This is a genomic window from Halomonas daqiaonensis (genome assembly GCF_900109725.1).
GTDB classification, from domain to species: Bacteria; Pseudomonadota; Gammaproteobacteria; order Pseudomonadales; family Halomonadaceae; genus Halomonas; species Halomonas daqiaonensis.
The window spans coordinates 1-25,615 of sequence record NZ_FOBC01000015.1; the positions used below are offsets into that span (position 1 = coordinate 1).

The following is a 25,615-nucleotide window of genomic DNA, read 5'->3' on the forward strand; positions in this document are numbered from 1 at the left end:
ATGTCGGGGTCGATATGGTTGGGCCGCTCGCCCATCAGGCCCATGATCACCGCACGATCGGTGCCGTGGCCGATACCGGTGGCCGAGAGCGAGCCGTAAAGCTGCACCTCGACGCGGGCAACTCGCTGGAGCAGCGAGCGCTCCTGCAACTCGCGGACGAAGTCGAAGGCCGCCTGCATAGGACCTACCGTGTGCGAGCTCGACGGCCCGACGCCGATCTTGAACAGATCAAAGACGCTGATCGGCATACTGTGTCACCTTGTTGTTAGCGATCGAAGTCCACCAATCAGTACCAGCACTCCAAGCTCGTGTCACCGTGATGGTCAACGTGAGCATCTTTACGTTGGCATCGGACTCAAGCCGGGGCGGCGTGCATCGCTACATGATCCCGATAACGAACCCGACGAGTGCCAGGGCACTGAGCAGGGCGGCACTGCCATAAGTGACGATCTTGTTCAGTTGTTCCTTTCCCAGCTTCAGGTCATGCAAGCCATGGCGAATACGATGGGCCGCATGGAACAGCGGTAGGCAGACCACCACACCGATGAAGATCAGCCCTGGCAGGCTGAATATCATAGACTCGGCACGCTCGAAACTCAGTGCTTCAGGCGCCATGATACCGGCCGGGATGAGCAGGGCGATGAACAGGATCGCCGCCGGAACAAACACCGCGAAGCAGACACCGCCGGCGCTGAACAGGCCCCACCAGATAGGCTCATCGCTTCTTTTGATGTTGTCAGATGTGCTCTTTCTCATCACAGCCCCCCCATTAATATCCAGGCCGCAAGGACCATCACGACTAGCACGCCAAGCCATTGGCCCAACACCATGAGGTGGGGTGGCACGGTGCGACCACCGGCACGTAATGGCATGACGCGCGGGAACAGTTGGAAGAACGTCCAGGCGTGGAACAGGCTGGCCATAAAAGCCAGCAAATTCAGCGCGATGACCAGGGGGTTCTGCATGAACTGCAGCCAGCCTTGCCAGCCTTGCGCTCCCTGCAGCAGGCTGAACAACCCGGCGAGCAGGCAGACCAGAAAGAACACCAGTGGCAGCACGGTGGCTTCCCGCGCCATGTATTTCTTGAAGTAGGGGTGTTTCAACCACCAATCACGTTTCAGCTCGGGAAAGTAACTCGTTTGCTTAGCCATGACGCCGCCTCCTAACCTTTGAATATCCCGATCAGCATGTCTTTCGCCGACTCGACCTTGCCCTGGTTCACCGCGGCTGCCGGGTCGACATTCTTCGGGCAGACCTCTGAGCAGAAGCCCACGAAGGTGCAGCTCCAGACGCCTTCCTCGCGGTTCATTTGCGGCATGCGTTGCTTCTTGCCCTGGTCACGGCTATCGAGGTTATAGCGATGGGCAAGTGTCAGCGCGGCGGGCCCCAGGAATTCAGGGTTCAAGCCAAACTGGGGGCAGGCCGAGTAGCACAGGCCGCAATTGATGCAGCCGGCAAACTGCTTGTACTTTTCCATCTGCTCTGGGGTCTGCTTGAAGGTTTCCTCGCTTTCTCCGCTGCCATTGATGAGCCCGCTGTCATTGATGAGATACGGCTGCACCGCGGCGAGGTGATCGAGAAACGGCTCCATATCGATGATCAGATCCTTCTCCACCGGGAAGTGGGCAAGCGGCGCAATCTTCACCGGCCCTTCGTACTCACGAAGAAAGCTCTTGCAGCCCAGCTTGGGCGTATTGTTCACCATCACACCGCAGGAGCCGCAGATCGCCATACGGCAGGACCAGCGGTAGCTCAGGCTGCCGTCCAGCTCTTCCTTGACGTAGTTCAGCGCGTCGAGGATGGAGGTGCTGTCGTCGAAGGGAATGTCGAAATCCTGCCAGTAAGGGGCGCTGCCCTGTTCGGGCAGATAGCGCTGGATACTGAGCTGTTTAGTGGTCATTGCTTGATTCCTTTGCCGGCATCGCCATAGGCGCGTTCAGCGGGGGCAGACAGATGGGTATCCACGTCCTGCCAGCGCAACTCGGCTGGCCCGTCAGCGTTGAAGAAGACCTGGCTGTGCTTCAGGTAATTGATATCGTCACGTTGCTGGAGGCCTTCCTCGAGTCGCTTGTGAGCGCCACGTGATTCCTTGCGTTCTAGCGCCCCCAGGCAAGTTGCCTCGGCAATGTCCAGGCCGTAGCCCAGTTCAAGGCACTGCATCAGCTCAGTGTTATAGGCCCGGCTTTTATCCTGCAGTCGAATGTTCCGATAGCGCGCCTGCAGGTCATGAATCGCCTGCAGGGTGGCCTGCATCCCCTCGGCTTCTCGATAGATCCCGCAGCCGGTCTCCATGCTCAACACCAGCTCGCGCTTGAGCTCGACCCAGTTTTCCTCACCCTCGGCATCATAAAGCTGGGTTATTCGTGTCTTATGGGCTTGCGCCTGTTCCTCCAGGGCAGAGCTATCGGCAAAGGCTACCGTCGCCGCGTGTTGGCTGGCCTGCTCCCCCGCCAGGCGACCGAAGACCAGCAACTCGGAGAGGGAATTCGAGCCCAGGCGGTTAGCGCCGTGAAGCCCCACGGAGGCGCATTCGCCTGCCGCATACAGACCCTTGATGCGAGTCTCGCAATTAGCGTCGGTTTCTATCCCGCCCATGGTGTAATGCACAGCCGGGCGAATCGGGATGAGCTCGTTCACCGGGTCGACATTGATGAATACACCGGCCAGTTCGCAAATGAAGGGAAGGCGCTCGTGCAGGTACTCCTTGCCCAGGTGGCGTAGGTCCAGATAGACCACATCGCTGTCACCGAACTTGCCCGTCCGCCCGATCTGCTTTTCCTGCCAGAAGGCCTGGGATAACTTGTCACGCGGACCCAGCTCCATGTATTTGTTCTGTGGCTTGCCCAACGGAGTTTCCGGGCCGAGACCATAATCCTGTAGATAGCGATAACCGTCCTTGTTCACCAGGATGCCACCCTCGCCACGGCAGGCTTCGGTAATCAATACGCCAGAACCCGGCAACCCGGTCGGATGGTACTGGACGAACTCCATGTCCCGCAGGGCAACGCCATGCCGAAAGGCCATGGCCATGCCATCGCCGGTGACGATGCCGGCATTGGTATTGAAGCGAAACAGCCGTCCAGCCCCACCTGTCGCCAGGATCACCGACTTGGCGCGTAGCAGGGTCAGTTCGCCGGTAGCGATCTCCAGCGCGATGACTCCGACTACCGCGCCGTCGACGACTGCGATATCGAGCACGAAATACTCGTCCAGGCGTTCGATTTCCGGGTACTTCAACGATGTCTGAAACAGGGTGTGGAGCATGTGGAAGCCGGTCTTGTCAGCGGCGAACCAGGTGCGTGCCGTTTTCATGCCGCCGAATCGGCGTACCTGTACCGAGCCATCCGGCTTGCGACTCCAGGGGCAACCCCAACGCTCCATTTGCACCAGTTCCTGATGCGCATGGCGAATGAAGTAGTCGACGACACCCTGTTCCGCCAACCAGTCACCACCGGCAACCGTATCGTCGAAGTGCGCTTGCAGGCTGTCTTCGGCACTGGTCACGGCCGCAGCGCCACCTTCCGCAGAAACGGTGTGCGATCTCATGGGATAGACTTTCGAGAGCAGCACGATCCGCTGCTGAAGGTTCTCTTTCCTGGCACTCTCGGTGGCGGCGATGGCGGCACGCAAACCGGCGCCGCCTCCGCCGACGATAACAATGTCGATATCCTGTTGTTGCATGATCTCCCCCATGAGCGACGCCGGCCAGGCCTGATCAACATAATCCTGGTCACTTAAATAGCAAGCTGTCCTGAATAGGATAAGACTTCATCTGGAACATGAGTTGTAAAGAACAAACAACCTTGACCAGGATCAACTAACGATTCTCATAGCCGACCTAGTATTACAGTTTCCCAAGACTCAAACGGGAAACATCGTTATGACGTTTCAAATGAAACTACTTGCACCGCCCATCGTGGCCATCATTGTGGCGCTACTGCCCGTGCCTGCTGGATTGCCTCCCCACGCCTGGTATTTCTTCGCGATTTTTCTAGGGGTGGTCGTCGGGCTGATCTTCGAACCCTTGCCGGGTGCGGTCATTGGTCTGATCGGCGTTGCCGTCGCGGCGTTGTTGGCACCCTGGGTGCTGTTCTCCCCCGAGCAATTGGCTGAAACCGGCTTCAGTTCGTCCGGGCGCGCTTTCTCATGGGCAGTCTCCGGCTTCACCAACTCGATAGTATGGCTGATTTTCGGCGCTTTCATGTTCGCCCTCGGCTACGAGAAGACCGGGCTGGGACGGCGGATTGCGCTATGGCTGGTCAAGACCATGGGGCGCAGGACACTGACACTGGGATATGCGGTGATGCTTGCCGATGTCGCGCTGGCTCCCTTCACGCCATCCAATACGGCGCGTAGCGCGGGCACCATTTACCCGGTAGTACGCAATCTTCCCGATCTCTACGATTCGCATCCGAGTGATGAGAGCCGGAAGCGCATCGGCACTTTCCTGATGTGGACGGCGATTGCTTCGACCTGTGTAACGAGTTCGCTTTTCTTGACGGCGCTGGCGCCCAATCTGCTGGCCGTGGCACTAACCGAAACCGCCACGGGCATCCGCATCGGTTGGGGGGAGTGGTTCATCGCGGTGGCACCGGTAGGCATCCTGCTGCTGCTGGTGACGCCACTGTTGTGCTACTGGCTGTGCCCGCCGGAGGTCAAGTCGGGGAGCGCGATACCCGACTGGGCGGCAGCTGAGCTCACTAAACTCGGTGGCCTGACCCGTAACGAAATCATCCTGCTCTGTCTGGTGGTCACCGCTCTGGCGCTATGGATCTTCGCCAGCGAGATGATCTCATCGGCGCTGGTGGGGATTCTCGTTATCTGCACCATGCTGATACTGAGTATCCTCAAGTGGGACGACATCCTCGCCAACAAGGCGGCATGGAATACATTCGTCTGGTTTGCCACCCTGGTGGCCCTGGCCGGCGGGCTAAACCAGGTCGGGTTCGTGGAGTGGTTCGGCCTCCTGGTCGGCGGTCGCATCAGCCACTTCGATCCGATGATGGCAATGATCACGCTGGCGGTAATCTTCTATCTGTTGCATTACTTCTTCGCCAGCGTCACCGCCCATACCACCGCCCTGCTTCCCGTAATGCTTGCGGCGGCATCCGGCATACCCGGTATCGACATGCACATGTTCGTGCTCATGTTGCTACCGACACTGGGCATAATGGGTATCCTGACGCCGTACGCCACCGGACCGAGCCCCGTCTACTACGGCAGCGGCTATATACCCGGCCCATTGTATTGGCGTCTCGGTGCGATTTTCGGGCTGGTATTCCTGCTAGCCTGGCTGGCGATCGGAGTGCCATGGCTCGCGCTTATTGCTTGAATTCAGGCACAAAGCGACGTTCGCCTCGGCGAACCAACGATTTCGACCTCCTCTATGAAATGAAGCGCCCCCTACGCGGTAGGGGGCGCTTCACGTTATAGCCCGACGGACTCGAGCCCTAAACAGTCAAAGGGACTATTCGGCCGTCGCCAGCAGGCTGGCGTTGCCACCCGCCGCCGTGGTGTCGATGCACAGATGGCGTTCCACAACGTAGCGCTCCGGCCAGATGGTCTGGGTCTCGAGCGCCACGATGGCCCCGTCGCGCTTGGCGAGCGCGATGCGCAGCTCACGGGTCCAGTCGCTATCGCCTGCCGCGGCCACGGTATCGATACGCTCGACCGTGGTCAGGATGTCGGCCTCGATGCTGCCGTCGAGCCCGGCCACCGGCGCACCGGCTTGCATCAGCGGCTTCACGGCCTCAACCGCGCCCGGGGCGACGATCAGCGCCGGAGAGCCCGCCCCGAGCGCCTGCACCGCCTGGGCGATGGCGATATCCAGGGTCGGCCCCAGGCAGAGTGCCGGGCCCTTGGGATACATTGCCAGGCGGTTGCTTTCCCCCGTCGGCCCCGGCAGCGTCTGCGGCGTCATGTCCAGGGCCGCGGTCTCGGCGAGCGCCTTGCGAACCACGCCGCCCTTGCCGGAGAGCGCCTTGCGCAGCACCTCGACCCGATCGCGACGCGCCGCCCAGTTGCGCGCATCCAGCCCGTCAAGGGTCGACTGGAGGTCCTTTTGCGTCACGGATTTGCCCTTGGGCGCCTCGTGGCTCTCCACGCTTGCGGTACGGCGGAAACGGGAGACATAGAGCGGACCGCCGGCCTTGGGCCCGGTACCCGAGAGGCCCTCGCCGCCGAAGGGCTGGGAGCCGACGATGGCGCCGATCTGGTTGCGGTTGACGTAGACGTTGCCAACATGGATACGCTCGACGATCTGCTGCACGCGGTCGTCGATCCGGGTATGCAGCCCGAAGGTCAACCCGTAGCCCTTGTCATTGATGGCGTCGACCACCTTGTCGATGTCTCGCGCCTTGAAGGTGGCCACGTGCAGGACCGGGCCGAAGATCTCGCGCTCGAGATCATCGATGCCCCCGACCTCGACCACCGCCGGGGTGACGAAGGTGCCGTTCTCCGGCGCGGGCAGCTTCTTGAGCACCTTGCCGGCCTTCTCGTGCGCCGCCACATATTCGCTGATCTCGGCCTGGGCGTCGGCGTCGATCACCGGTGACACATCGGTGTCGGTATTCCAGGGATCGCCGATGGTCAGCGCGTCCATGGCGCCATCGAGCATGTTGAGCAGCCGGTCGCGCGCCTCTTCCTGGACGTACAGCATCCGCAGCGCCGAACACCGCTGGCCGGCCGACTGGAAGGACGAGATCAGGATGTCGCGCACCGCCTGCTCGGTCAGTGCCGTGGAGTCGACGATCATGGAATTCAGGCCGCCGGTCTCGGCGATCAGTATCGCATCCGGGCCGGCGTTCTGTGCCAGAGCCTTGTGGATGATCTGCGCCACTGGCGTGGAGCCGGTGAAACAGACACCGGCGATCCGCGGATCACTGGTCAGCGGTCCACCCACCGTCGGCCCGTCGCCGGGCAGCAGTTGCAGCGCCGCCTCTGGCAGGCCGGCCTCGCGCATCAGCTCGACGGCACGGGCGGCGATCAAGGGTGTCTGCTCGGCGGGCTTGGCGAGCACCGCGTTGCCGGCCACGAGTGCCGCGGCAATCTGGCCGGTGGTGATAGCCAGGGGAAAGTTCCAGGGGCTGATGCAGACGAAGATGCCGCGGGCACTGCCGGGCTCTTCCGCTTCCAGACGCTCGCCTTCGTTGGCGTAGAATCGCAGGAAATCCACCGCCTCACGCACCTCGGCGATACCATCGAACATCATCTTGCCGGCTTCACGCGTGGTGATCACGGTCAGCTCGGCGATGTGCTTTTCATAGAGATCGGCGGTGCGACGCAGCACCTCGGCGCGCTCGGACACCGGACGCGCCGACCACTCGCGGAAGCCATCTTCCGCCGCATCGAGGGCGGCCGCCACCTCCTCCGCGGTCGCCTCATGCACCTTGCCGACCACGCGCGAGTTGTCGGCGGGAGAGACGGCATCGCGGGCCGGCCCCTTGGGTGCCGGGTTGCCGGCGAGCATCGGGCCGGCGGTCCAGGTGGTGTCGGCGAATTCCTCGCGCGCATTCAGCAGTGGCAGGATCGAGGCGGGTTCGTTGATCCGGTAGCCGCGGGAATTCTTGCGATCGGGCTCGAACAGCTCGCCGGGCTGGCGGATCAACGGGCTGGCGATGGCATCGCCGAGTTGCTGGAACCCCTCAACCGGGTCCTTCGAGACCTCGCTCGGGGGAATCGTGTCGTCCACCACCTGGTTCACGAACGAGGAGTTCGCGCCGTTCTCCAGCAGGCGGCGTACGAGGTAGGCCAGCAGATCACGGTGCGCGCCAACCGGGGCGTAGATACGGCAGTGCGTGCCCTCCGATTCCTTGACGATCTGATGCAGCGATTCGCCCATGCCGTGCAGGCGCTGGAACTCGTAGCTGTCCTTGTCGTCGCCCGCCATGGCGACGACGGCGGCACAGGTATGGGCGTTGTGGGTCGCGAACTGCGGATAGATGCGGTCGCGGCGGTCGAGCAGCAGCTGCGCGCATGCCATGTAACTCACATCGGTGTTGACCTTGCGGGTGAAGACCGGGAAGGTCTTGACCCCCATCTCCTGGGACAGCTTGATCTCGGTATCCCAGTAGGCGCCCTTCACCAGCCGCACCATGATCTTGCGGTCGTATTTCTCGGCGAGCTCGTGGAGTGTCTCGATCATCGGCGCGGCGCGGCGCCCGTAGGCCTGCACCACGACCCCGAAGCCGTCCCAGCCATCAAGGCTGGGGTCGGACATCAGCTGCTCGATCACGTCGAGCGAGATATCCAGCCGGTCCTGCTCCTCGGCATCAATGTTGAAACCGATATTGGCCTTGGCTGCCTGCTGCACCAGCTCCTTTGCGCGCGGCACAAGCTCCGCCATCACCGTTTCGCGATGGGTGTACTCGTAACGCGGATGCAATGCCGAGAGCTTCACCGAAATGCCGGGGCTTCCGCGCACGTCGCCCTTGGCCTGCTTGGCAATCGCCGTGATCGCCTTGGCGTAAGCCTTGTGATAACGGACCGCGTCCTCGTCGGTGCGTGCCGCCTCGCCGAGCATGTCGTAGGAATAGGTATAGCCCTGCTTCTCGAGCTCGCGGGCATTCTTCATGCCCTCCTCGATGGTCTGGCCGAGCACGAACTGGCGCCCCAGGATCTTCATCGACTGGCCGACCGCCTTGCGCACCACCGGCTCGCCCATGCGTCGCACCAGGCCGCGCAGCGCCCGCGCAGGGCCCTTGGGATCGTCGTCCAGTACCTTGCCGGTGAGCATCAGCGCCCAGGTCGAGGCGTTGACCATCGACGACGACGACTTGCCCAGGTGCGCGCCCCAGTCGGACGGCTCGATCTTGTCATGGATCAGATCGTCGATGGTTTCCGCATCGGGCACGCGCAGCAGCGCTTCTGCCAGGCACATGAGGCCGACACCCTCGGCGGTCGAGAGCCCGTACTCGGCCAGGAAGGCCTCCATCATCGAGGGCGACTTTTCCTTGCGCACACGATCCACATAGTTAGCGCCGACCTCCGCAACCTTGCGGCGGTCGTCCTCAGACAGCTTGAGTCGTTCGACGAGCCCGCGCATCACCTCTGCCTCGTCGGCGTCATAGTTGTCGCGGATGCGATAGCGCAGATCTTTCACGTCACTCTGAAGATGGAGGTTTGCTTCGTTCATGATCAATACCCTGTTAGCTACTCGAAGCGCATCGTCGATGCCCAGTCTCGGATGCCGTCGTCGTTGTCGTTGTCGTTGTCGTTGTCGTTGTCGAAAGTCACCCTTTATCCTAGGGTGCCCTGGCCGGAATTGCCCTATTGACTGCGGTCACAGTTTAAACGGACAGCCTGTGGGTGGAGCGCTGGGCCGAACGGCAGCCGGCCTGCCATGCCTGCGCGGTCGGTCTCTCATGCCTTACTCGGCCCACGATACCGCGAGAAGCTTGTCACACGGTAGGGAGAAATATCCAGCGCCCGGTTAGCGAAACGCCGAACGTAAGAGGCCTACACCCACTCGAGGCGGCCCGCGGCACTGGCGTGATGTTCCCACTCGGATTCCGGAATAGGCTCGACGATCAGACCGTGGCCGGAACGGTGGAAGGGGCGCTCGTGGTAGGGCAGGTAGGTACTGTGAGGCGGTGGGCTGGGTGCGTAGTGACCCGCCACCCCAGAGAGAATATCCGCCGCGATGTTGCGATCGCCGCCGTTGGCCAGATGGCGCGTGAGCAGGATGAGCTGGTCGATATCGGCGAGCAGCGTGTCGGCTCCCTTCGTCGAGCGCCGATGATGGTATTCCAGATCATGCAGGGTCTCGACGTGGTGCGGCGTGCGCCGGGGCCCTCGTTTTTCGGCTTCCCGACGGCGATGCTCTGCCTGGGCGAGAACCCCCTTGAGGCGCTGCTTCAAGCGCGACAGCCGGTCCTGGGTCTGCCCCAGGTGCTCAGTGAAGAGCGAGGGCGGATCATGCCAGATAGCCGCGAGAAGGGATCCCTGACATTGCAGGAACTCGTGGCGCAGGACCATCACTTGATCGCCCAGCGACGAAATGGCCCGCTGGTACCGAGCACGCTTCTGTCGGGATGTGGTGGCCACGGAGCGAACGGCACGTCTCAGTTTGCTCATGGCGCATCTGTTTTCGGCACATGGAAGTCTCATGCCCCATTGACAGGACCAGATCATGATGGTTCATCACAAGCGGTTCATCGCAGGTAGCTGAGCGCCCACAGGCAGGCCTTCCGCCAGGCATCGGGGAGTTGTTGGCATTTTTCTAGTGCAATATTCGGGGCTAGTCTGCAAGGTACAGGCAGGTCACCATGCTCATTGGCAATGCGGTGTCACCCAGGGCGGACATTTCCCGTCAAAGTGATTGCTCTGCTAAACAAAGGGTATATAGTCCACATTATAAAGAAAATGGCCCATGTCATTGATATCGGTCGACAAAAATCAATGTCACATGCGTAGGTGTCTCGAATGGCCGTCCCCGCCCTCTACGAAAACCCCTCGGCGAACGTGATTCGCTCGCTACTCCAGCACACGCATGAGCTGTCGGTGTATGCCAAGGATATGCCCTTCCCCCTGAAGGCAAAGGTGGCGGAGCTGGACATGAGCACCGGCCGCCTGGTGCTGAACGTGGAATACGCCGGATCGGATATCGAGAAGTATCTGAGCGGCGGGCGCCTGAGCTTCGATCTGGAGGCGCTGAAGGGACCCAAGGCCATCGAGCGTGAGACCTACAGCCTCAGCAATGTCGCCGCCAAGCTGCTCAAGACCGACAGCATGCTGTATCGCCTGGAGTGCCAGCTCCCGGAGTCGGTCTTCGTCCCGGAGAACCGGGGGGCGGTGCGAATTCCCTTCGTCCTCGGCATGCAGGCCCGCGTCAGCCTCGAAATCTACCCGCATGAGCTCAGTGTGCCGGGCCGGCTGCGCAACCTCTCGGTGGGCGGCTGCATGGTCGATATCGACCTGGCGGAGAGCGTCGCGATCGGCGTGGACCAGGACATCCCCGGGGTGACGCTGGAGTTTCCCAATGGCGAGAGCTTCTTCGCCGAAGGCTCGGTCCGTCATATCCGCCCCTTCGGTAACCGTGGCTACGCGGCGGTCGGCGTCCAGTTCATCAACCTCTCGAACTCCCAGACCGAGGTGCTGTTCCGGTATGTCAACGAGTCGGAGCGAGAGGCCGCCTACCGCACCGGGTCCAATGATAAGCTGACCTACCACTCGCCCTTGTTCATTCCCGGCGCCAAGGAGAAGAAGATTCTGCAGCGAGAAGCCCAGGAGCGTGAGAAGCGCGCTCGCCAGTCGCCCATGGAGCGCGGCGTGATGGACTTGGCCCATCAGCTCCAGGTGGGGCTGATGTACATCAAGACCCGCAACCTCTTCCCCGACGAGATCTTCTACGACTGCGTCGACACCCTGCGCTACCTGGTGGAGCAGGACCGCAAGGCCTTCCTGTTTGCCCTGGCGTTCCTGCGCGACGAGCCGGACTGGGTCAGGCATGCCATTCAGGTGGCCGGCCAGCAGGCCGATCTCATGTTGACCCGTGACCCTCATGACCCCCAGGTGCGTGAAGCCGTGCTGGGCGCCTTGCTGCACACCATGGGCAAGCCGCTGCTGATCAGCTCACAGTTGCCGTCGCTCAAGGTGAACATGAACCCGGCGCAGAAGGCGATCCTCAGGGGCCATGTGACGGTGCTGCAAGAGAAGCTGCATGCGCTGGGCTGGAAGCCGAGCCCCACCTGCCGCGATGTGATCGAGAATGCCAACGAGCGCCTGGACGGCTCCGGCTATCCGGCGGGCAAGCGTGGCGAGCAGCTCTCGGAGCTGGTTCGGCTGGTCGCCGTGATCAAGGCGATCGACAAGCTGATGCATGCGCGCAACGGCGTGCCGTCACGCTCACCGCTGGATGCCTACCGCAGGATCCATGAGGCGGACGCGGCCTACGACAAGACGGTGCTGGTGGAATACATCCAGGTGTATGGCCTCTACCCGATCGGCAGTCTGGCCAAGTTCTCGGGGGGCTTCCTGGCCTGGGTCATGGACATCGACGGCAAGGGCATGCCGAGCCGGGTCCACGTCGTCAAGAACCTGCGCTTCCCGGACACCAACATCAGCAGCGTGATCAGCAAGGGCGACTTCTCTCAGATCGGCAAGCTCGAGGACATCGTCGACCCGACGGATTACGGAGTGAAGGTCATCAAGGTATAGAAGGTATTGATAGAATGCGGGGAGCTTCACCGCAGGCCGATCCGCTGGATAGAACGGAAGCGCCCGTCCTCGGTGAACGTCAGCCGGAAGAAGCCATGCACGCCGTCACCGGCCACCACGCGTCTCAACGCCTCGGCGGGAAACACCACGCGACGCCCATCCAGGCTACGGGTCTGGACGTTGGCCACTCGGCCTTCGTAGTGCGCCAGGCAGGCCTCGTAGGAGAGCTCTATCACCACGTCGATGCTGGGCATGAGGCCACTGACTTGTCGTCCACGCTGAGTTGACCAATACTCTAACATTCATTGCCCTCGCTGCCGGGCGCCTCCAGGATCCTGCCATGTTCGCTTCCACCGTCATCGGCCCCGTCCCGCTCCCCTCTCCCCAGGTGGTGGCAGGGGCGTCTCCTGGCCCCCAGGTGAGCGGCCCGCGCGGCGAGCGTAACGAGGCAGCCCGGACCGACGTGGCCTCCCCCAGCCAGCAGAGCCAGCGCGGGGAAGAAGGAAAAAAGACGGATTCGAACCAGCGGGTCACCGAGAGCGACGCACCCACCAAGCCCGGCGCCGAGACGTTGACCGAGGCTGAGCTGCGTCAGGTGGAGCAGATGAAGGTCACCGACCAGGAAATACGCCGGCACGAGCTTGCCCACCAGGTGGCCGGCGGCGCCTATACCGGCGGCGCCAGCTATTCCTACGAACGCGGCCCGGACGGCAAGCGCTACGTGGTGGCGGGTGAAGTGCCCATCGATTACGGCCCGGTGCAGGGTGACCCGCGCGCCACCATCGACAAGATGCAGCAGGTGATCAGCGCTGCCCTCGCGCCTGCCGACCCCTCACCCAAGGATCACCAGGTCGCTGCTCGGGCCCGTCAGTACCTGCTCACCGCACAGCTGGAGCAAGCCCAGCAGCAGGGCGAGATGAACGGCGCTCGCCGCGACGTCCAGGCGCCAGAATCCACGGCCAAGGCCGAGGGCGAGACCCGCAACGGCGCGACAGGCGCTGACAAGGCCGAACTCAGCCAATACGACATCATCGCCCGTGCCGCCAATGTCGGCGCCAGCGAGAGCCTGCGCAGCCTGGCCTGATACCCCCTCGATTTATCCGAACGTCGTCCGGGTTTTACCCGAAAACGGGCGCTTCGCCCGCACTGAGCTGCGCTCGCGCTGAGGCGTTGGGGAATTGGGGAATAGGGGAATTGGGGAAATCAAGAGTACTCAGCGCGTCTGGATCACCACCTCCACCCGCCGGTTACGCGCGCGCCCCTCGGCCGTATCGTTGCTTTCCAGGGGGCGCGTGTCGGCCAGGCCCACGGCACGCAAGCGTGATGGTTCGACGCCGGCCTCCACCAATGCCTCGACGATGGCAATGGCGCGGGCGCTGGAAAGCGCCCAGTTGGAGGGAAAGCGCTCGGTGTTGATCGGCCGGCTGTCGGAATGCCCCTCCACCGCCACCTCGCCGGAGTGGCGCTCGACCAGCTCACGCAATCTTCCCGACACCAGCTGTTGCCCCTCTTCGGTCAGCTCCGCCTCGGCGGTGGGGAACAGCAGGCGATCCTCCACCCGCAACCGCACGCCTTCGGGAATCCGCGACACCTCCATGCCTTCCAGATCCGCCAGGTAAGGGGCATCCTCCAGCGACTCGCTCACCAAACGCGCCCCCTCGATGGCGGCTTCATCGACCTCCTCGACATCTGAAGGCGGTCGATCCGTGAGCACCAGCAGGTAATCGGCAATCGGGCGCGACAGGTCGACATCGGCCGACAGCAACCATTCCGGTCTGGCGGGCGGTTCGTCGTCAAGCGCCTCATCCGGGCTCGGACGGGCCAGCAGTTCGAGAGATTGCGAGGGGCGAGACGTGGGCAATCCGGCAACCCCCAGGGCGACCGAGATGGCCCGGGGCGAGAGGGCCCGTGGCGAAAGGTCAGCGTGCTCGACGGGTATGACATTACGGGCGGTTACGACCCGCCGCAATGGCTCGGGTAGCGGCACGCCGAGATTCTCCGCCACCGCGGGCCAGGCTTGCGGCTCTGCAGCCGCATCCTCGGCTCCGGAGGGAACGCTGAGCTCACCCAGCGTGATGATCAGCACCAGCGAGGCCACCAACAGGGTCATGACGTCCATGTAGCTGATCATCCAGCCACTGGCGTCTTCATCCGGCGGCAGGGGTCGCATCAGGGTGTCGTGGCGGCCCCGCCCGCGGTGCTCATCGATCATGGTTCAGCCGCTTGTTTAGCCCATTTCCCAAGGGTTAATAGCCTCGACGCTCAACGCCTCGAAATCCTTGATGTTACGTGTCGCCAACACCGCGCCATGCTGGATGCAGATAGCCGCAATTTGAGCATCGGCCATGTGAACCTGCCTTCCTGTACTCTCACTGGCAGCGACCTGCTCTGCGTAGTGAACCGCAGCCTCGCTATCGAACGATAGAATGCGGCCAGAGAAATCTTCTTCGAACATTGCCGCTGCCATGGCGGCGAAACCACGTTTGCGTCTGCCCTCGGGCAGGCGCTCGACGCCATAGAGAATTTCCGCGACGGTAATGGCGGAAATTGTCACGGACATCGCATCCTGCCTATCCAGCCAATCGATAACCCGCACGTCTGGCACAGGACGCATCAGCTCAGATAGTACGTTGGTATCGAGGACAATCATGTGCCGAAGCCCGGATCTCGAGCCTTATCAGACCTGGATGGCATTTCCAGCTCGACACCTCCTGCTTCCGCAAAACGCCCCCGTATGCGACTCCCTAACCCTCCTTTTGGCGGCTGGTTCAGGGCGGCGCGCAGAATGATGCGAACCTCCTCCTCCATGGAGTGGCCATGCCTGGCCGCCTCCATGCGAAGCTGAGCCTTTAGCTGCTCGTCCAAATTGCGAATCGTGATCGACGCCATGCCAGCCTCATCCACATGATTACAATGCTATCAATGCTAGCACAAAACCCATTAAGTGCCTTCATGTGCGATAGGTATCATGTTGGCCCGTATAGAGGCTGCGAGGTCAGGGAGAACCCAGTGTCAGGATGAGTGTCGTACAGTCGAAAGACAATCGGCTCGGCAGTGGAAGGTCTCGGTGGGGCTGATCCAGCCATTAGGGGACGTACAACGCAAGCGGAAACCGGCACGCTCTGGAATGGCCGCTTACATGCGGGTCACTCTATGCCAGATCGCTCAGCTCCACGCCCAGAGCGCCGGCAATTCGCTTCAACACACCCAGCGAGCCGCTCTTCTTGCCCGACTCGATCTCCGACAGGTAGCCCTGGCTGATACCCGCTTTCTCGGCCAGCTCGCCGGCTCGCAGTCCCCGGTACTCACGAAATACCCGTACCGGTGCCACACCATTGAGCAATGCCTCGACGACACTGGCCGGAAAGGTCTCCTCGCCCGCGTCGACACGAGCACGCGCCTCATTCGCCGCCTCAATGTCGCGGTGGTCTTCCACCTGTTCGAGCAACCAGGCGTAATCCTGCTCACTGAGCACCACCAGCCGCTCACCGGCAGGGGTCTGGATGAACTGTGGTGTACCCATGATCCGATTCCTCGTGATTCGTTACCGATAAACGTCGCCGCGAGCGGCGATCTTGAGGACCAGTAGCACCGTACCCCGGTCGTCCATGATCACCCGCCAGTCCCCGACACGCAGGCGGATTTAATCACTACCCACCAGCGCCTTGACGTTGTTGCGCTGGGCCGCGGGATCTTCGGCATAGGCCGCAACCTTGCGCTGGATGCGTTGTGCTACTGGGCGCGGCATGCGCCGCAACGCCTTGATGGCATCCTTGCTGTACGAGATTGTCGCCATACTCAACATTATAGCAACTAGCTAAACTTCGACAATAATTTTAGCCAACAGCTAAAAAATAGCAAAGAGCCATGCTCTCATCAGAAGGTGTGCACCACCTCAGTAGTACCACGACACTCCGAGGCTGACCTCGTGGGCCTCATCGTCGCCCTCGAGGCCGGCGCGCAGGTCCAGAGCTTTGCCCAGCGCCAGGCGGTGCTGGAACTGCCAACGGGTACGGCGCCCGGCCTCGCCCTTGAACGCATCGACGTGGGTGACCTGCAGCAGGCTGCGCTGATGGGCGCTCCAGCTGCTGAGGACGCCGAGTTGCGCCATGGGCGCGACGGGGCCGGCCTGGTGGCGCTCGCTGCGCAGCCGGCCACCGATAATGGCGAACGGCAGGTGGCGACCCAGTCGCTGCGACTTGCCGGCCAGCAGGGTAGCGTGCCCCTCCAGGCAGCGCTGGCATTCCAGCCGACCGCGTTCGATGCCGGCGGAGGCGTGCCAGGCCACGTCGGGCAAGGCCGGCAGCGGCACGCTGCGAGCGTGCAGGTTGGTCACATGGAAGAGGGTCAGCCGGCGTAGCTGCGGGCCGTCATCGCCAATATCCACCTCGGTGCGGCCGATCTCCAGGGCCGCGTTGGGCATGCGGGTCGCGTTGCTATCCAGCAGGTCATACTGCAGCGGGCGCAGTGTCACGCGGGCGGCGCCGCCCAGCTCGTCATTGTGAATGCCCGCCACGCTCACCCGCGCTGGCGGCGTGGCCTCGTGCAGTGGCACCTGGTCGCCGGGCTCCAGCGGCTCACTTCCCGTCGGCAGTCGCAAGCGCGCCTGCAACAACTGACGCTCGCGCTCGGCCAGGCCCGGCTCATCGCCGGTCTGCTTGAGGAAAGCCGCATGCCCCAGCAGGGTATCCAGCACCGCAGCGCGGCGCCTGGCAGGCAATTCACGGTAGGCGGCGGCCTCCAGATCGAGCGTATCGACCGCAGGCCATACCGCGCGGGCGGCCTGTTGCTCCTGCGCGGCAAGCGCCTGGTAGCGCCACTCGGTCTGTAGCCGCCGCGAGGGTGCATGTTCGGTGCCCTTCAGCAGCGGCTTTCCATCCACCACGGCCTCGCCGATGGCGCGCACCAGGGTCTCCGGTGCCACCCAAGGCGCATTGCCGGGGGTCAGGTCTTTCTCCACTACCAGCTTCAGGGTGCGGGCGATGCGTGAGGCGCAGTTCTGGGTGAGGAAGCGGTAGTCGAAGTCCTGGCCGATCACCTCGAACAGGTGGGCCACCAGAAGCTCCCGGTCGGCGTCGGAAAGGGAGAGCCGATAGTGCCAGAGATCGCGCATCTCGCGTTCGGAATAGAGCGCAGTGTTGCGATAGAAGGGGGCACGGGAATACTTCGCTTCATAACCTCCAAACACCCCTTGGCCATGTAGGTGGCAAGGCCCTCGTCCTCGGGTACATCGGCACCGAAGTTGAGGCTGGTATCCAGCAGCCGTGAAAGCGAGGCGTCGCCCTCATCACCTTCGCGCTGCAGATGCAGCATCAGGTGGCCGAAGAAGGGGCGGGATTGCCCAGATACCCCGAGGCAAACACAAGTCCCACCTCGGCGCCGGCATGCTGCTGCCACTGGTCCCAGTCCGGGCAATCGGCCTCCGGCCACTGGTGGGTCACTTCTATTGGCCATTGACAAAGCAGGAGGGCCAGCGACTCCCGATAATTTTTCGTTCATTTCCGGAGGGCTCACCGCAAGCATCCAGGCACACAACGCCAGGCGGCGAGTTCAAGCTCCCTTTGAACTGGCAGTAAGTGTACACATTCGGATACACGGAAGAAATAATACGCGACAAGAAACACGACCACAGCCGCAGATAGTGGTGAGCATCAGGCTTCGCCTGAAAAGTAGGCGAGCGAAGGCCAGACAAGGCAAAAATCGCCGAAAAGGCGGAGTTTACGGAGTGTAAATGAGTACTTTGAGATGATTTTTAACGCCGTATGGCCGAGCGCAGCCAGTTTTCGGGCAGAGCCTAGCCGCCCAGCATCGCCAGCGTGTACTCCCGCTGCTGCGTCACGGCATCATCCAGTATGGCCAGCAAGGTGTCGTAGTCTGCGCGCATCTGCTCGTCCATCCCGCTGGACTCGAAACGCTCGAGGGTATGCTGGGTCTCATCGATCACGCCCTGAAGCTGATCGATCACCAGCTGGTGGTCATCAGAGATCATACGGCCTCCTGAAAGAAGAAAACCGGCCCCACGAATGGAGCCGGTTCGGTGTCATTGCCAAGGGGGAAGAGTCTTCCCCGAGGCCTGACTCAAGGGCTTAGCCTTAACCCAGCAGAGACAGAACGTTCTGCGGGATCTGGTTGGCCTGTGCCAGTACGGAGGTGCCGGCCTGCTGCAGAATCTGCCCACGGGTCATATCAGCCACTTCAGAGGCATAGTCGGCATCCTCGATACGCGAGCGAGCGGCTGACAGGTTGGTCTCGTTGGTCTGCAAGTTGGTGATGGCAGACTCGAAACGGTTCTGGATGGCACCAAGGTCGGAACGCAGTGTATCAACTTTGCTAAGGGCATTATCAAGGGTTTCAAGGGGATCTGCGGTTGAGCTTCCGGTAAGCTCCCCTACAGTATAATTATCTAAATCAACAGTAACATCTAAATTTGTACCATTTGGAGTCGCTTCTTGAGGATCAATAGAGGCATAGACTTCAAATTCACCAGCAGTGCCGGTATCTTCAAAGCCCAATGATTCCATTTTGGCAATATCGTCGCCTGTTACTGTAATAGTTTCTTTAGCGAAGAATCTCCCTGAATCATCGGCGACAACTGTTGCGCCACCAAGCGTCGCGGCATTATCCAAGTCAAACTTGTCTTGCCAATCGGCTGCCGTTGGAGCTGTAGTTACTGATGCAGTAGCTAATTCAGTAGTTTCACCAAACTCAGCCTGTAAGGCGGTAGCTGTCGCGGTCCCTCCATCATCCAGATCAGGGCCGCTAACAGTAAAGGAGCTCAAGTTGAGGGAACTTGCATCAATTTTTTCCAAGTTTATACTAATGGCCTCGCCGTCATTGGCACCTACTTGAATATTCAGCTCTTGATTACTAGCAAGAACTTTGGTTCCGTTAAAATCAGTCTGCTCTGAGATACGATCAATCTCGCTAAGACGCTGATCAATTTCAGCTTGGATTGATACAAGGTCGTCTTGAGAATTTGTTCCGTTCTGGGCCTGAACACTCAGTTCGCGAACACGCTGCAGGTTATCGTTAACCTGATTCAGTGCACCCTCGGCAGTCTGAGCAACGGAAATACCGTCGTTGGCGTTACGCTGAGCCTGACCCAGACCGGTGATCTGTGAAGTCATGCGGTTGGCGATGGCCTGACCGGCCGCATCATCCTTGGCGCTGTTGATACGCAGGCCAGAGCTCAAACGCTCCATGCTGGTGGTAAGCGCATTTTTCGATTCACTCAGGTTCTGCTGAGCGATCATGGAGGTGATGTTGGTATTGATCACTGACATGGTGTGATTCCTTCTAACCAGTTGAGGGCTCCAATGGCGGGCCCGCTGCGATTGATGTTCAAGGCCCAGCGGGCCTGCCACAACGGCGCCGTTGGCCGTTACTCTCTATAACGGCCCCCCCAGGGCAAACTTTAGGGGGAAATCACCAATTTTTGCTGGTAGGGGTTTCCGCAACTTGATACGGCACAGTTCGATGGTGAGGCCAGACGCCATCGCCCCGGCCAGAAGGCCGGGGCAATGGCTTGAGGGATACGACGAGCGAGGAAAGGGTCAGTCGCGCCCCAGTTGGGCATCCAGAGAGGCGAACTGCTGGGTGAGGTAGCTGCTGGTCTGGTTCATGTTGGCGATCATGCTATCCAGCTGACTGAACTGAGTCCGATAGCGCTCGATGGTGCGCTCCACGCTCTGCTCCATGCGCGCATAGCGGCGATCGAGGCTTTCCACGCGGCTCTCGGAGCTGCCGATGGCACTGTCGATACGTCCACCATCATCCAGGAAGCGCCCCAGGGTGGCCTCCATGCGGCCAGCCAGGCCGCCCGCTTCATCGGCACCTGCGAAGAAGTCGGATAGCTGCTGGGGATCATCCGCGATGATCTCGTTCAGCTTGGCGTCGTCCAGTTCCAGGCGCCCCTTATCGTTCAGGGAGACGCCGAGCTGAGACATGATCGAGAGCTCGCCTCCCGCCACGCTGCTGGTCAAGTCACGCGCCAGGTCCGATTCGATATTGCGGACGGTACGATCGCCGATCAGCTCGCCAGAGGAGCCCTCTCCGCCGCCGTAGGCGGTCAGGCGGCCGATGGTGGACTGCAGCTCATTGTAGGAGGAGACCAGCTTGCCTACGGCTTCCTTGAGCGCGCCGGTATCCCGCGACACGTCCAGGTTCAGCGTTTCACCCGTCGCGGAAGGGTCCAACTGCAGGGTCACGCCCTGGATGGCACCCTCCACAGTATTGGTGGGGCTGGTGATGGCGATGCCGTTGATATTCAGCTCGGCGTTACGGCCCGGCTGAGCCGTGGCGGCATCCTCGGTGAGGCCTCCCGCCAGGTTAGTGAAGGTCATGCCGGTGATGCCGGCATCGGCACCGCTTTCACGGGAACTGAGCACCAGGCGGTTGCCGGTGCCGTCGTTGATGATGGAGGCATCCACCCGGGCATCAGGGTCGGCATTGATGGTATCGCGGATATCGCCGAGGGTAGCCCCCTCCGCCAGGGCGATGCTTTTCGTACCGCCATCGCCGAAGGTTAGATCCAGGGTGGCATTCGCTCCGGCCAAGGGATCGTCCAGGTTCGTCACTTGAGTGCTGGCCAGGCTGCCGGCACGAGCCGTCTGGGTCACGCTGACCTCATAGCGCCCGGGATTGGCCTCGGCACTGGCGGTGGCACTCATGCCGTCCCCCTGCACCTTGGCGGAGAGCCCCTCGTAGAGCGAGGTGTCGTTGAGCTTGGCCACCGCATCCTGGAACTTGTCCAGGCCGGACTGCAGCCGCCCGAAGGCGGAGATCTTCGACTGCTCCTGGCTCTTCTGGGTTGCCAACGGCGCCAGCTTTTCGCGCTCGGCAGAGCGAAGCTGGTCTAGCAGGCCATTGAGATCCAGGCCGGAACCGATGCCGAGAGATGAAATGCTGGCCATGAGATGCCCCTTTTTGAGCGCCTGAACGGGTAATGCAGAGAGTATCGGCCGCGTGCGGAAGAACTTTAACCGACCGCCATGAAAAATCGCTGCCGCTGACCCCTGGGCTCAAGAATTCCCGTCTCTCGCCGATATCTCCCCAATCACCGCATCACGTTTCACAAGGAGGCAGACCCTTGACCAGCGAGGATACTATCACCGCCCACCAGCTGCTGGATGACCTGGTGCCCAAGCTCAAGTCGGTGGAGACGATGGTCCGCGATACCCTCTCCGCACGCTTGATGATGACCACCGACGCCGAGCTACGTCAGCAGCTGAAGACCTTCAAGACCGAGTTCGAGTTGGAACGCACCATGATCCGCATGAACCTGGAGAGTTTGCTGAACCGGCACGCCGAGACGGTGGAGAAGGTGAAGGCCGGCGGGACCGATAAGGTGCTGGAACTGGATGACCATGAGGCCACCGCGCTGAAGCGGATACGCCAGCTGCACGACCGGGCGATGGAGCTGAAGCGCTGAGGGCCCTCACAGGGTCCAGCGCTTCCTTTACACAATCTTCACGCATCTCACCACGGATCGCGAGCTGGAGAGCGCCTCGAGGCAGGCGTCAGTGCAGCGGCTCGATGCGGTTCTCGCCAATGGCCTCGCCTACCCCCACCTCCAGTTGCAGGGCGTGCTGGCAACCGAGCTTGGCGAGGCAGTGGCGTAGCTTCTTCACATCCTGGTGCTTGCCGTGGGGAAAGCTGCTCTTGCAAAGCTCGATGACCGCCAGGTGTTCTTTACTCTCGCGATGGTGGATCAGGATATCAGGGTAGATAGTACGGGCGTTGGTGGTCTCGCTGGTGGTTGCGACGATCGTGTGACCCTTGCGCTGACCGGTGGCTGCCCAGCAATTATATTCGCAGTCGACGTCCCAGTTGGGCAGTTCGACCTGCAGGTAGAAGGCCAGCCGGCAGGCGATGGTGCGCTCGTTGGCTTCGGCGCCCAGGATCGTGGCGTCGCGTGCCGTCAGTTTTGCCAACGCCCTGTCCAGCGAGGCCAGGACATCGGTATCAGTGGCGGTGGGAAAGGTCTCCATCTTCGTCATGGCGAGGGATCTCCCTGAAGTGAGCCATGGCTGCAAGGCTCGGGATGATGGAAGGTAAAAGGTCTATCGGCGAATCCGTGGAAAGCTTGAGACTTGAGAGATGACGGAACCGCCGATACGGCTCGAAGCACGATCACACCTGCATGTTCATGACGTCCTTGTAGGCCGTGACCAGGCGGTTACGCACCTGGACGCCCATCTCGCTGGCCACGCTCGCCTTCTGCATGTCGACCATCACGTCGTTGAGTTCCACCCCGGGCGTGCCGGCCTGAAAGGCCTCGGCCTTGGCAGCGGCATCGAGCTTGAGGTCGTTGATGCGATGGATGGCCGACTGCAGTTCGCCGCTAAAGCCGCCGGCGCCCACCTGGGTGTCGACCCGCTGGCCGCTGGACGGCTGTGACGCCGCCTGGCTGGCCAATGACTGCATCTGGGAAAGGACTGACTCGATCGCGGGAGCACTCATCACAACCACCTTGGCAAATAGGGGTACGGTAACTGGATAGTCAGGCTACCAGCCCGAGCCCCTTGGCCAAGCGGCCAAATGGCCCATAAAAACTGGGCTTTTCTGACCTTTAGGGTGACAGCGGCCGCGGATAATGGCCTCCATCAGAGTACCGCCCACTCCTGGGCGGCCAACCGCGATGGACGGACAGCAGTCGATGCCTTCTTCCTTGATGACCCTCGCTCACGGCTCCAGCCACGCCTGGAGACCCGCATGAGCAGTGGCGCTTCCGCCACCGATAGCCAGGCCGGCCAGGGCTCGGCGGGGCTTGCGCGCCTGAAGGAAAAGCTGCGTGGCAACCCGCTGGTGGCCCTGCTGATCGCGGGCGCCGCCTCGATCGCCCTGATTGTCGTTCTGCTGATGTGGGCCAGCGGCCCCGATTATCGCGTGCTCTACAGCAACCTCAGCGAGGCGGACGGCGGCAGCATCATCAACGAGCTCGACACTCGCGGCATTCCCTACCGCTTCAGCCAGGGCGGCCAGGCGTTGCTCGTCCCCGGTGACCAGGTGCACACCTTGCGCCTGCAACTGGCCGAACAGGGGCTGCCGCAAGGCGGCAACGTCGGTTTCGAGTTGATGGAGAACCAGGCCTTCGGTATCAGCCAGTTCGCCGAGCAGATCAACTATCAGCGTGGCCTGGAGGGCGAGCTGTCACGCTCCATGGAATCACTGGGGCCGGTCAACCGGGCCCGGGTTCACCTGGCGCTGGCCAAGGACTCGGTCTTCGTGCGCGACCGCGAGCCGGCCAAGGCCTCGGTGGTGTTGACCCTGCATGCCGGACGCACCCTCGGCGAGGGACAAGTCAACGCCATCGTGCACATGGTCTCCAGCAGCGTGCCTGACCTGGCGGCCGATGCGGTCACCGTGGTCGACCAGGATGGCCGAATGCTGACCGCCAGCGAGGCCAACGGCCTGGGGCTGGACGGCACACAGCTGGAGTATATCGCCGAGGTGGAGCGCTCCTACCAGCGTCGCATCGAGTCCATCCTGACGCCGATCCTCGGCATCCAGAACGTCAAGGCCCAGGTAACCGCCCAGGTGGATTTCTCCCGCCGCGAGGAAACCTCGGAGCGCTACGGGCCCAACCAGCCCCCCAACGAGGCCGCCGTGCGCAGCCTCCAGAGCAGCGTCAGCTACAGCGGCAACGATGACCTGGCCGGCGGGATCCCCGGGGCACTGAGCAATACGCCGCCGGGTTTCGCTGCGTCCCCAGTGGCGAACCCGCCCGGCGAGGAAGGTGACGCGGATGCCGAGGGAGAACAGGCGGAAGATGGAGAGCAGGCGGACGAGGGCACCTTCGAGGGGACGAGCAACCTCAATCGCGACAACGTGATCAACTACGAGGTCGATCGCAGCATCACGCATGTCCAGCACCGTCGTGGCCAGATAGAAAGGCTGTCGGCCGCGGTCGTCGTCAACTACCGCCCGACCCCGGACGACGAGGGCAACATGCAGCCATCACCGCTCACTGATGTCGAGCTCGACCAGATCCAACGGCTGGTTCGCCAGGCCATGGGCTTCTCCCAGGCCCGCGGCGACGAGATTGCCGTGGTCAACAGCCCCTTCACGCGGACGGACACGGAGATCGAGCCCCTCGAGTGGTGGCAGGAACCCGGCATGCAGCAGTTGGCCATGACCCTGGGCCGTTACCTGCTGATTGGGCTGGCGGTCCTGCTGCTCTACCTGCTGATCCTGCGTCCGCTGGTCAAGCGCGCCAGTCAGGCTCCCGAGGCATCTACCAGGCCCGCACCGAGCTTCCAGGCCAACGTCGGCGACGAGGAAGAGGAGCGCTCGTCCGGCGAGGGCCAGGAAGACGAATTCACCTACGACAAACCGCGACGCAAGAGCAAGGCCTCTGGCTACGAGGACAACCTCAACGACCTTCGCGAGATGGCCGAGGAAGACCCACGCATGGTGGCCATGATCGTTCGCGGCTGGATGAACAAGAATGGCTAAGCTTCAGGAGATGAGCGGTGCGCGGCGCAGTGCGATCCTGCTGCTGGCACTGGACGAGGACAGTGCGGCCGAGGTGTTCAAGTACCTCTCCCCCGGCGAGATCCAGCAGATCAGCACGGAGATGGCCCGCCTCGACCAGGTCTCCCACGACGACATGCGCCAGGTGCTGCAGGCCTTCCACGACGAGACCGAGGAGTTCATCGCCCTCAACCTGAACTCCAGCGAGCATATCCGCTCGGTGCTGACCAAGGCACTGGGCAACGATCGCGCCTCCAGCCTGATCGAGGACGTGCTGGAAACCAGCGGTACCGGCTCGGGCATCGATGCCTTGAACCTCATGGAAGCCTCGATGGTGGCGGAGCTGATCCGCGACGAGCACCCGCAGATCATCGCTACGGTGCTGATCCACCTGGAACGCCACCAGTCGGCGGACGTGATGGCGCTGTTCGACGAAAAGCTGCGCAACGATGTGGTGCTGCGCATCGCGACCTTCAGTGGCGTGCAACCCGCCGCCCTGCAGGAGCTCACCGAGGTGCTCACCAACATGCTCGATGGCCAGAACCTCAAGCGCAGCAAGATGGGCGGCGCACGTACCGCGGCAGAGATCCTCAACCTGATGAACTCCAGCCAGGAAGAGGCGGCCATCGAGACGGTGCGCTCGCACAGCGAAGACCTGGCCCAGAAGATCATCGACGAGATGTTCCTGTTCGAGAACCTCTTCGACCTGGACGACCGCAGCATCCAGCTCATCCTCAAGGAGATCGATACCAACTCCCTGGTGGTGGCGCTCAAGGGGGCCCCGGAAAACCTCCTGGACAAGTTCATGCGCAACATGTCCCAGCGTGCCGCCGACCTGATGCTCGAGGACATGGAAGCCCGCGGCCCGATCCGCGTTTCCCAGGTGGAGGCCGAACAAAAGGCCATCCTGCAGGTGGTGCGGCGCCTCGCCGACGGTGGCGAGATCGTGCTGAGCGGCGGAGACGAAGCCTATGTTTGAACGTAG

At 62.0% G+C, this 25,615-nt stretch carries 24 protein-coding genes; 6 read left to right on the forward strand and 18 right to left on the reverse strand.

Translation table 11 applies throughout. From position 1 onward, the window contains the following. From BMY30_RS12245 to frdA, 5 genes are all read right to left on the reverse strand, one after another. Positions 1-248 (reverse strand): serine dehydratase beta chain (locus BMY30_RS12245; protein ID WP_280140895.1); only part of this gene is annotated, 248 nt, incomplete at its 3' end. Positions 249-378: 130 nt separating this feature from the next. After that, a complete protein-coding gene (gene frdD, locus BMY30_RS12250; protein WP_089714107.1) occupies positions 379-756 on the reverse strand; it encodes a fumarate reductase subunit FrdD in 378 nt (125 codons plus the stop codon). Continuing rightward, positions 756-1,151 (reverse strand): succinate dehydrogenase/fumarate reductase transmembrane subunit, encoded by a 396-nt coding sequence (locus tag BMY30_RS12255; RefSeq protein WP_089714110.1) that lies wholly within the window; start codon positions 1,149-1,151, stop codon positions 756-758. Before BMY30_RS12255 ends, frdD begins: the two co-directional genes overlap by 1 nt. Positions 1,152-1,162: 11 nt before the next feature. After that, positions 1,163-1,900, reverse strand: a complete 738-nt coding sequence (locus BMY30_RS12260) for a succinate dehydrogenase/fumarate reductase iron-sulfur subunit (protein ID WP_089714112.1) — start codon at positions 1,898-1,900, stop codon at positions 1,163-1,165. Then, positions 1,897-3,681, reverse strand: coding sequence for a fumarate reductase (quinol) flavoprotein subunit (gene frdA / locus BMY30_RS12265; RefSeq protein ID WP_089714270.1), 1,785 nt, complete (start codon positions 3,679-3,681; stop codon positions 1,897-1,899). The genes BMY30_RS12260 and frdA overlap by 4 nt, the downstream gene beginning before the upstream one ends. 211 nt (positions 3,682-3,892) lie before the next feature. On the opposite strand from frdA, the gene BMY30_RS12270 reads away from it, so the two are divergent. Beyond that, on the forward strand, positions 3,893-5,332 hold the full coding sequence (locus BMY30_RS12270) for an anion permease (protein ID WP_280140896.1): 1,440 nt from the start codon (positions 3,893-3,895) through the stop codon (positions 5,330-5,332). A 135-nt stretch (positions 5,333-5,467) separates the two neighbouring features. Here BMY30_RS12270 and putA read toward each other — a convergent pair whose 3' ends face one another. Both putA and BMY30_RS12280 read right to left on the reverse strand, forming a co-directional pair. Further along, positions 5,468-9,133: a bifunctional proline dehydrogenase/L-glutamate gamma-semialdehyde dehydrogenase PutA gene (gene putA / locus BMY30_RS12275; RefSeq protein ID WP_089714117.1), complete on the reverse strand. Its 3,666-nt coding sequence runs from the start codon at positions 9,131-9,133 to the stop codon at positions 5,468-5,470. 323 nt (positions 9,134-9,456) lie between these two features. Further along, positions 9,457-10,074, reverse strand: coding sequence for a hypothetical protein (locus BMY30_RS12280; protein WP_089714119.1), 618 nt, complete (start codon positions 10,072-10,074; stop codon positions 9,457-9,459). Positions 10,075-10,422: 348 nt separating this feature from the next. Here BMY30_RS12280 and BMY30_RS12285 point away from each other — a divergent pair, with 348 nt between their 5' ends. Continuing rightward, positions 10,423-12,156 (forward strand): PilZ domain-containing protein, encoded by a 1,734-nt coding sequence (locus BMY30_RS12285; protein ID WP_089714121.1) that lies wholly within the window; start codon positions 10,423-10,425, stop codon positions 12,154-12,156. A gap of 26 nt (positions 12,157-12,182) precedes the next feature. On the opposite strand, the gene BMY30_RS12290 is transcribed toward BMY30_RS12285, so the two are convergent. Then, positions 12,183-12,410 (reverse strand): DUF2835 domain-containing protein, encoded by a 228-nt coding sequence (locus BMY30_RS12290; protein WP_089714123.1) that lies wholly within the window; start codon positions 12,408-12,410, stop codon positions 12,183-12,185. 86 nt (positions 12,411-12,496) lie between these two features. Between BMY30_RS12290 and BMY30_RS12295 the strand changes: the two genes are divergently transcribed. Then, positions 12,497-13,240, forward strand: a complete 744-nt coding sequence (locus BMY30_RS12295; protein ID WP_089714125.1) for a putative metalloprotease CJM1_0395 family protein — start codon at positions 12,497-12,499, stop codon at positions 13,238-13,240. 129 nt (positions 13,241-13,369) lie between these two features. Here BMY30_RS12295 and BMY30_RS12300 read toward each other — a convergent pair whose 3' ends face one another. The 8 genes from BMY30_RS12300 to fliD form a co-directional block, all read right to left on the reverse strand. Continuing rightward, positions 13,370-14,368 carry an OmpA/MotB family protein gene (locus BMY30_RS12300; protein WP_089714127.1) on the reverse strand — a complete coding sequence of 333 codons (999 nt, stop codon included), beginning with the start codon at positions 14,366-14,368 and terminating at the stop codon, positions 13,370-13,372. A 15-nt stretch (positions 14,369-14,383) separates the two neighbouring features. Next, a complete protein-coding gene (locus BMY30_RS12305) occupies positions 14,384-14,806 on the reverse strand; it encodes a type II toxin-antitoxin system VapC family toxin (RefSeq protein WP_089714129.1) in 423 nt (140 codons plus the stop codon). After that, positions 14,803-15,045 (reverse strand): FitA-like ribbon-helix-helix domain-containing protein, encoded by a 243-nt coding sequence (locus BMY30_RS12310; RefSeq protein ID WP_089714131.1) that lies wholly within the window; start codon positions 15,043-15,045, stop codon positions 14,803-14,805. Before BMY30_RS12310 ends, BMY30_RS12305 begins: the two co-directional genes overlap by 4 nt. 262 nt (positions 15,046-15,307) lie before the next feature. Continuing rightward, positions 15,308-15,679, reverse strand: coding sequence for a helix-turn-helix domain-containing protein (locus BMY30_RS12315; protein ID WP_089714133.1), 372 nt, complete (start codon positions 15,677-15,679; stop codon positions 15,308-15,310). A gap of 372 nt (positions 15,680-16,051) precedes the next feature. Continuing rightward, positions 16,052-17,344, reverse strand: a complete 1,293-nt coding sequence (locus tag BMY30_RS12325; protein WP_089714135.1) for a DUF7840 domain-containing protein — start codon at positions 17,342-17,344, stop codon at positions 16,052-16,054. Positions 17,345-17,950: 606 nt separating this feature from the next. Further along, the gene (locus BMY30_RS12330; RefSeq protein WP_089714137.1) at positions 17,951-18,145 is read right to left on the reverse strand and encodes a hypothetical protein; all 195 of its coding nucleotides are present in this window, start codon (positions 18,143-18,145) and stop codon (positions 17,951-17,953) included. 103 nt (positions 18,146-18,248) lie between these two features. Continuing rightward, a complete protein-coding gene (locus BMY30_RS12335; protein WP_089714139.1) occupies positions 18,249-19,439 on the reverse strand; it encodes a FliC/FljB family flagellin in 1,191 nt (396 codons plus the stop codon). 270 nt (positions 19,440-19,709) lie between these two features. Continuing rightward, positions 19,710-21,068: a flagellar filament capping protein FliD gene (fliD, locus tag BMY30_RS12340; RefSeq protein ID WP_089714142.1), complete on the reverse strand. Its 1,359-nt coding sequence runs from the start codon at positions 21,066-21,068 to the stop codon at positions 19,710-19,712. A gap of 176 nt (positions 21,069-21,244) precedes the next feature. Here fliD and BMY30_RS12345 point away from each other — a divergent pair, with 176 nt between their 5' ends. Continuing rightward, on the forward strand, positions 21,245-21,586 hold the full coding sequence (locus BMY30_RS12345) for a hypothetical protein (protein WP_089714145.1): 342 nt from the start codon (positions 21,245-21,247) through the stop codon (positions 21,584-21,586). 88 nt (positions 21,587-21,674) lie between these two features. Here the strand turns inward: BMY30_RS12345 and BMY30_RS12350 are convergent, their stop codons facing one another. Both BMY30_RS12350 and fliE read right to left on the reverse strand, forming a co-directional pair. Then, the gene (locus BMY30_RS12350) at positions 21,675-22,154 is read right to left on the reverse strand and encodes a hypothetical protein (RefSeq protein ID WP_089714147.1); all 480 of its coding nucleotides are present in this window, start codon (positions 22,152-22,154) and stop codon (positions 21,675-21,677) included. A 133-nt stretch (positions 22,155-22,287) separates the two neighbouring features. Continuing rightward, entirely contained in the window at positions 22,288-22,617 is a 330-nt protein-coding gene (gene fliE, locus BMY30_RS12355) for a flagellar hook-basal body complex protein FliE (protein ID WP_089714149.1), read from the reverse strand. 252 nt (positions 22,618-22,869) lie between these two features. Between fliE and fliF the strand changes: the two genes are divergently transcribed. Together fliF and fliG are read left to right on the forward strand one after the other, a co-directional pair. Then, positions 22,870-24,612 carry a flagellar basal-body MS-ring/collar protein FliF gene (fliF, locus tag BMY30_RS12360; protein WP_089714151.1) on the forward strand — a complete coding sequence of 581 codons (1,743 nt, stop codon included), beginning with the start codon at positions 22,870-22,872 and terminating at the stop codon, positions 24,610-24,612. Beyond that, a complete protein-coding gene (gene fliG / locus BMY30_RS12365; protein WP_089714153.1) occupies positions 24,605-25,609 on the forward strand; it encodes a flagellar motor switch protein FliG in 1,005 nt (334 codons plus the stop codon). Before fliF ends, fliG begins: the two co-directional genes overlap by 8 nt. Positions 25,610-25,615: the final 6 nt, after the last annotated feature.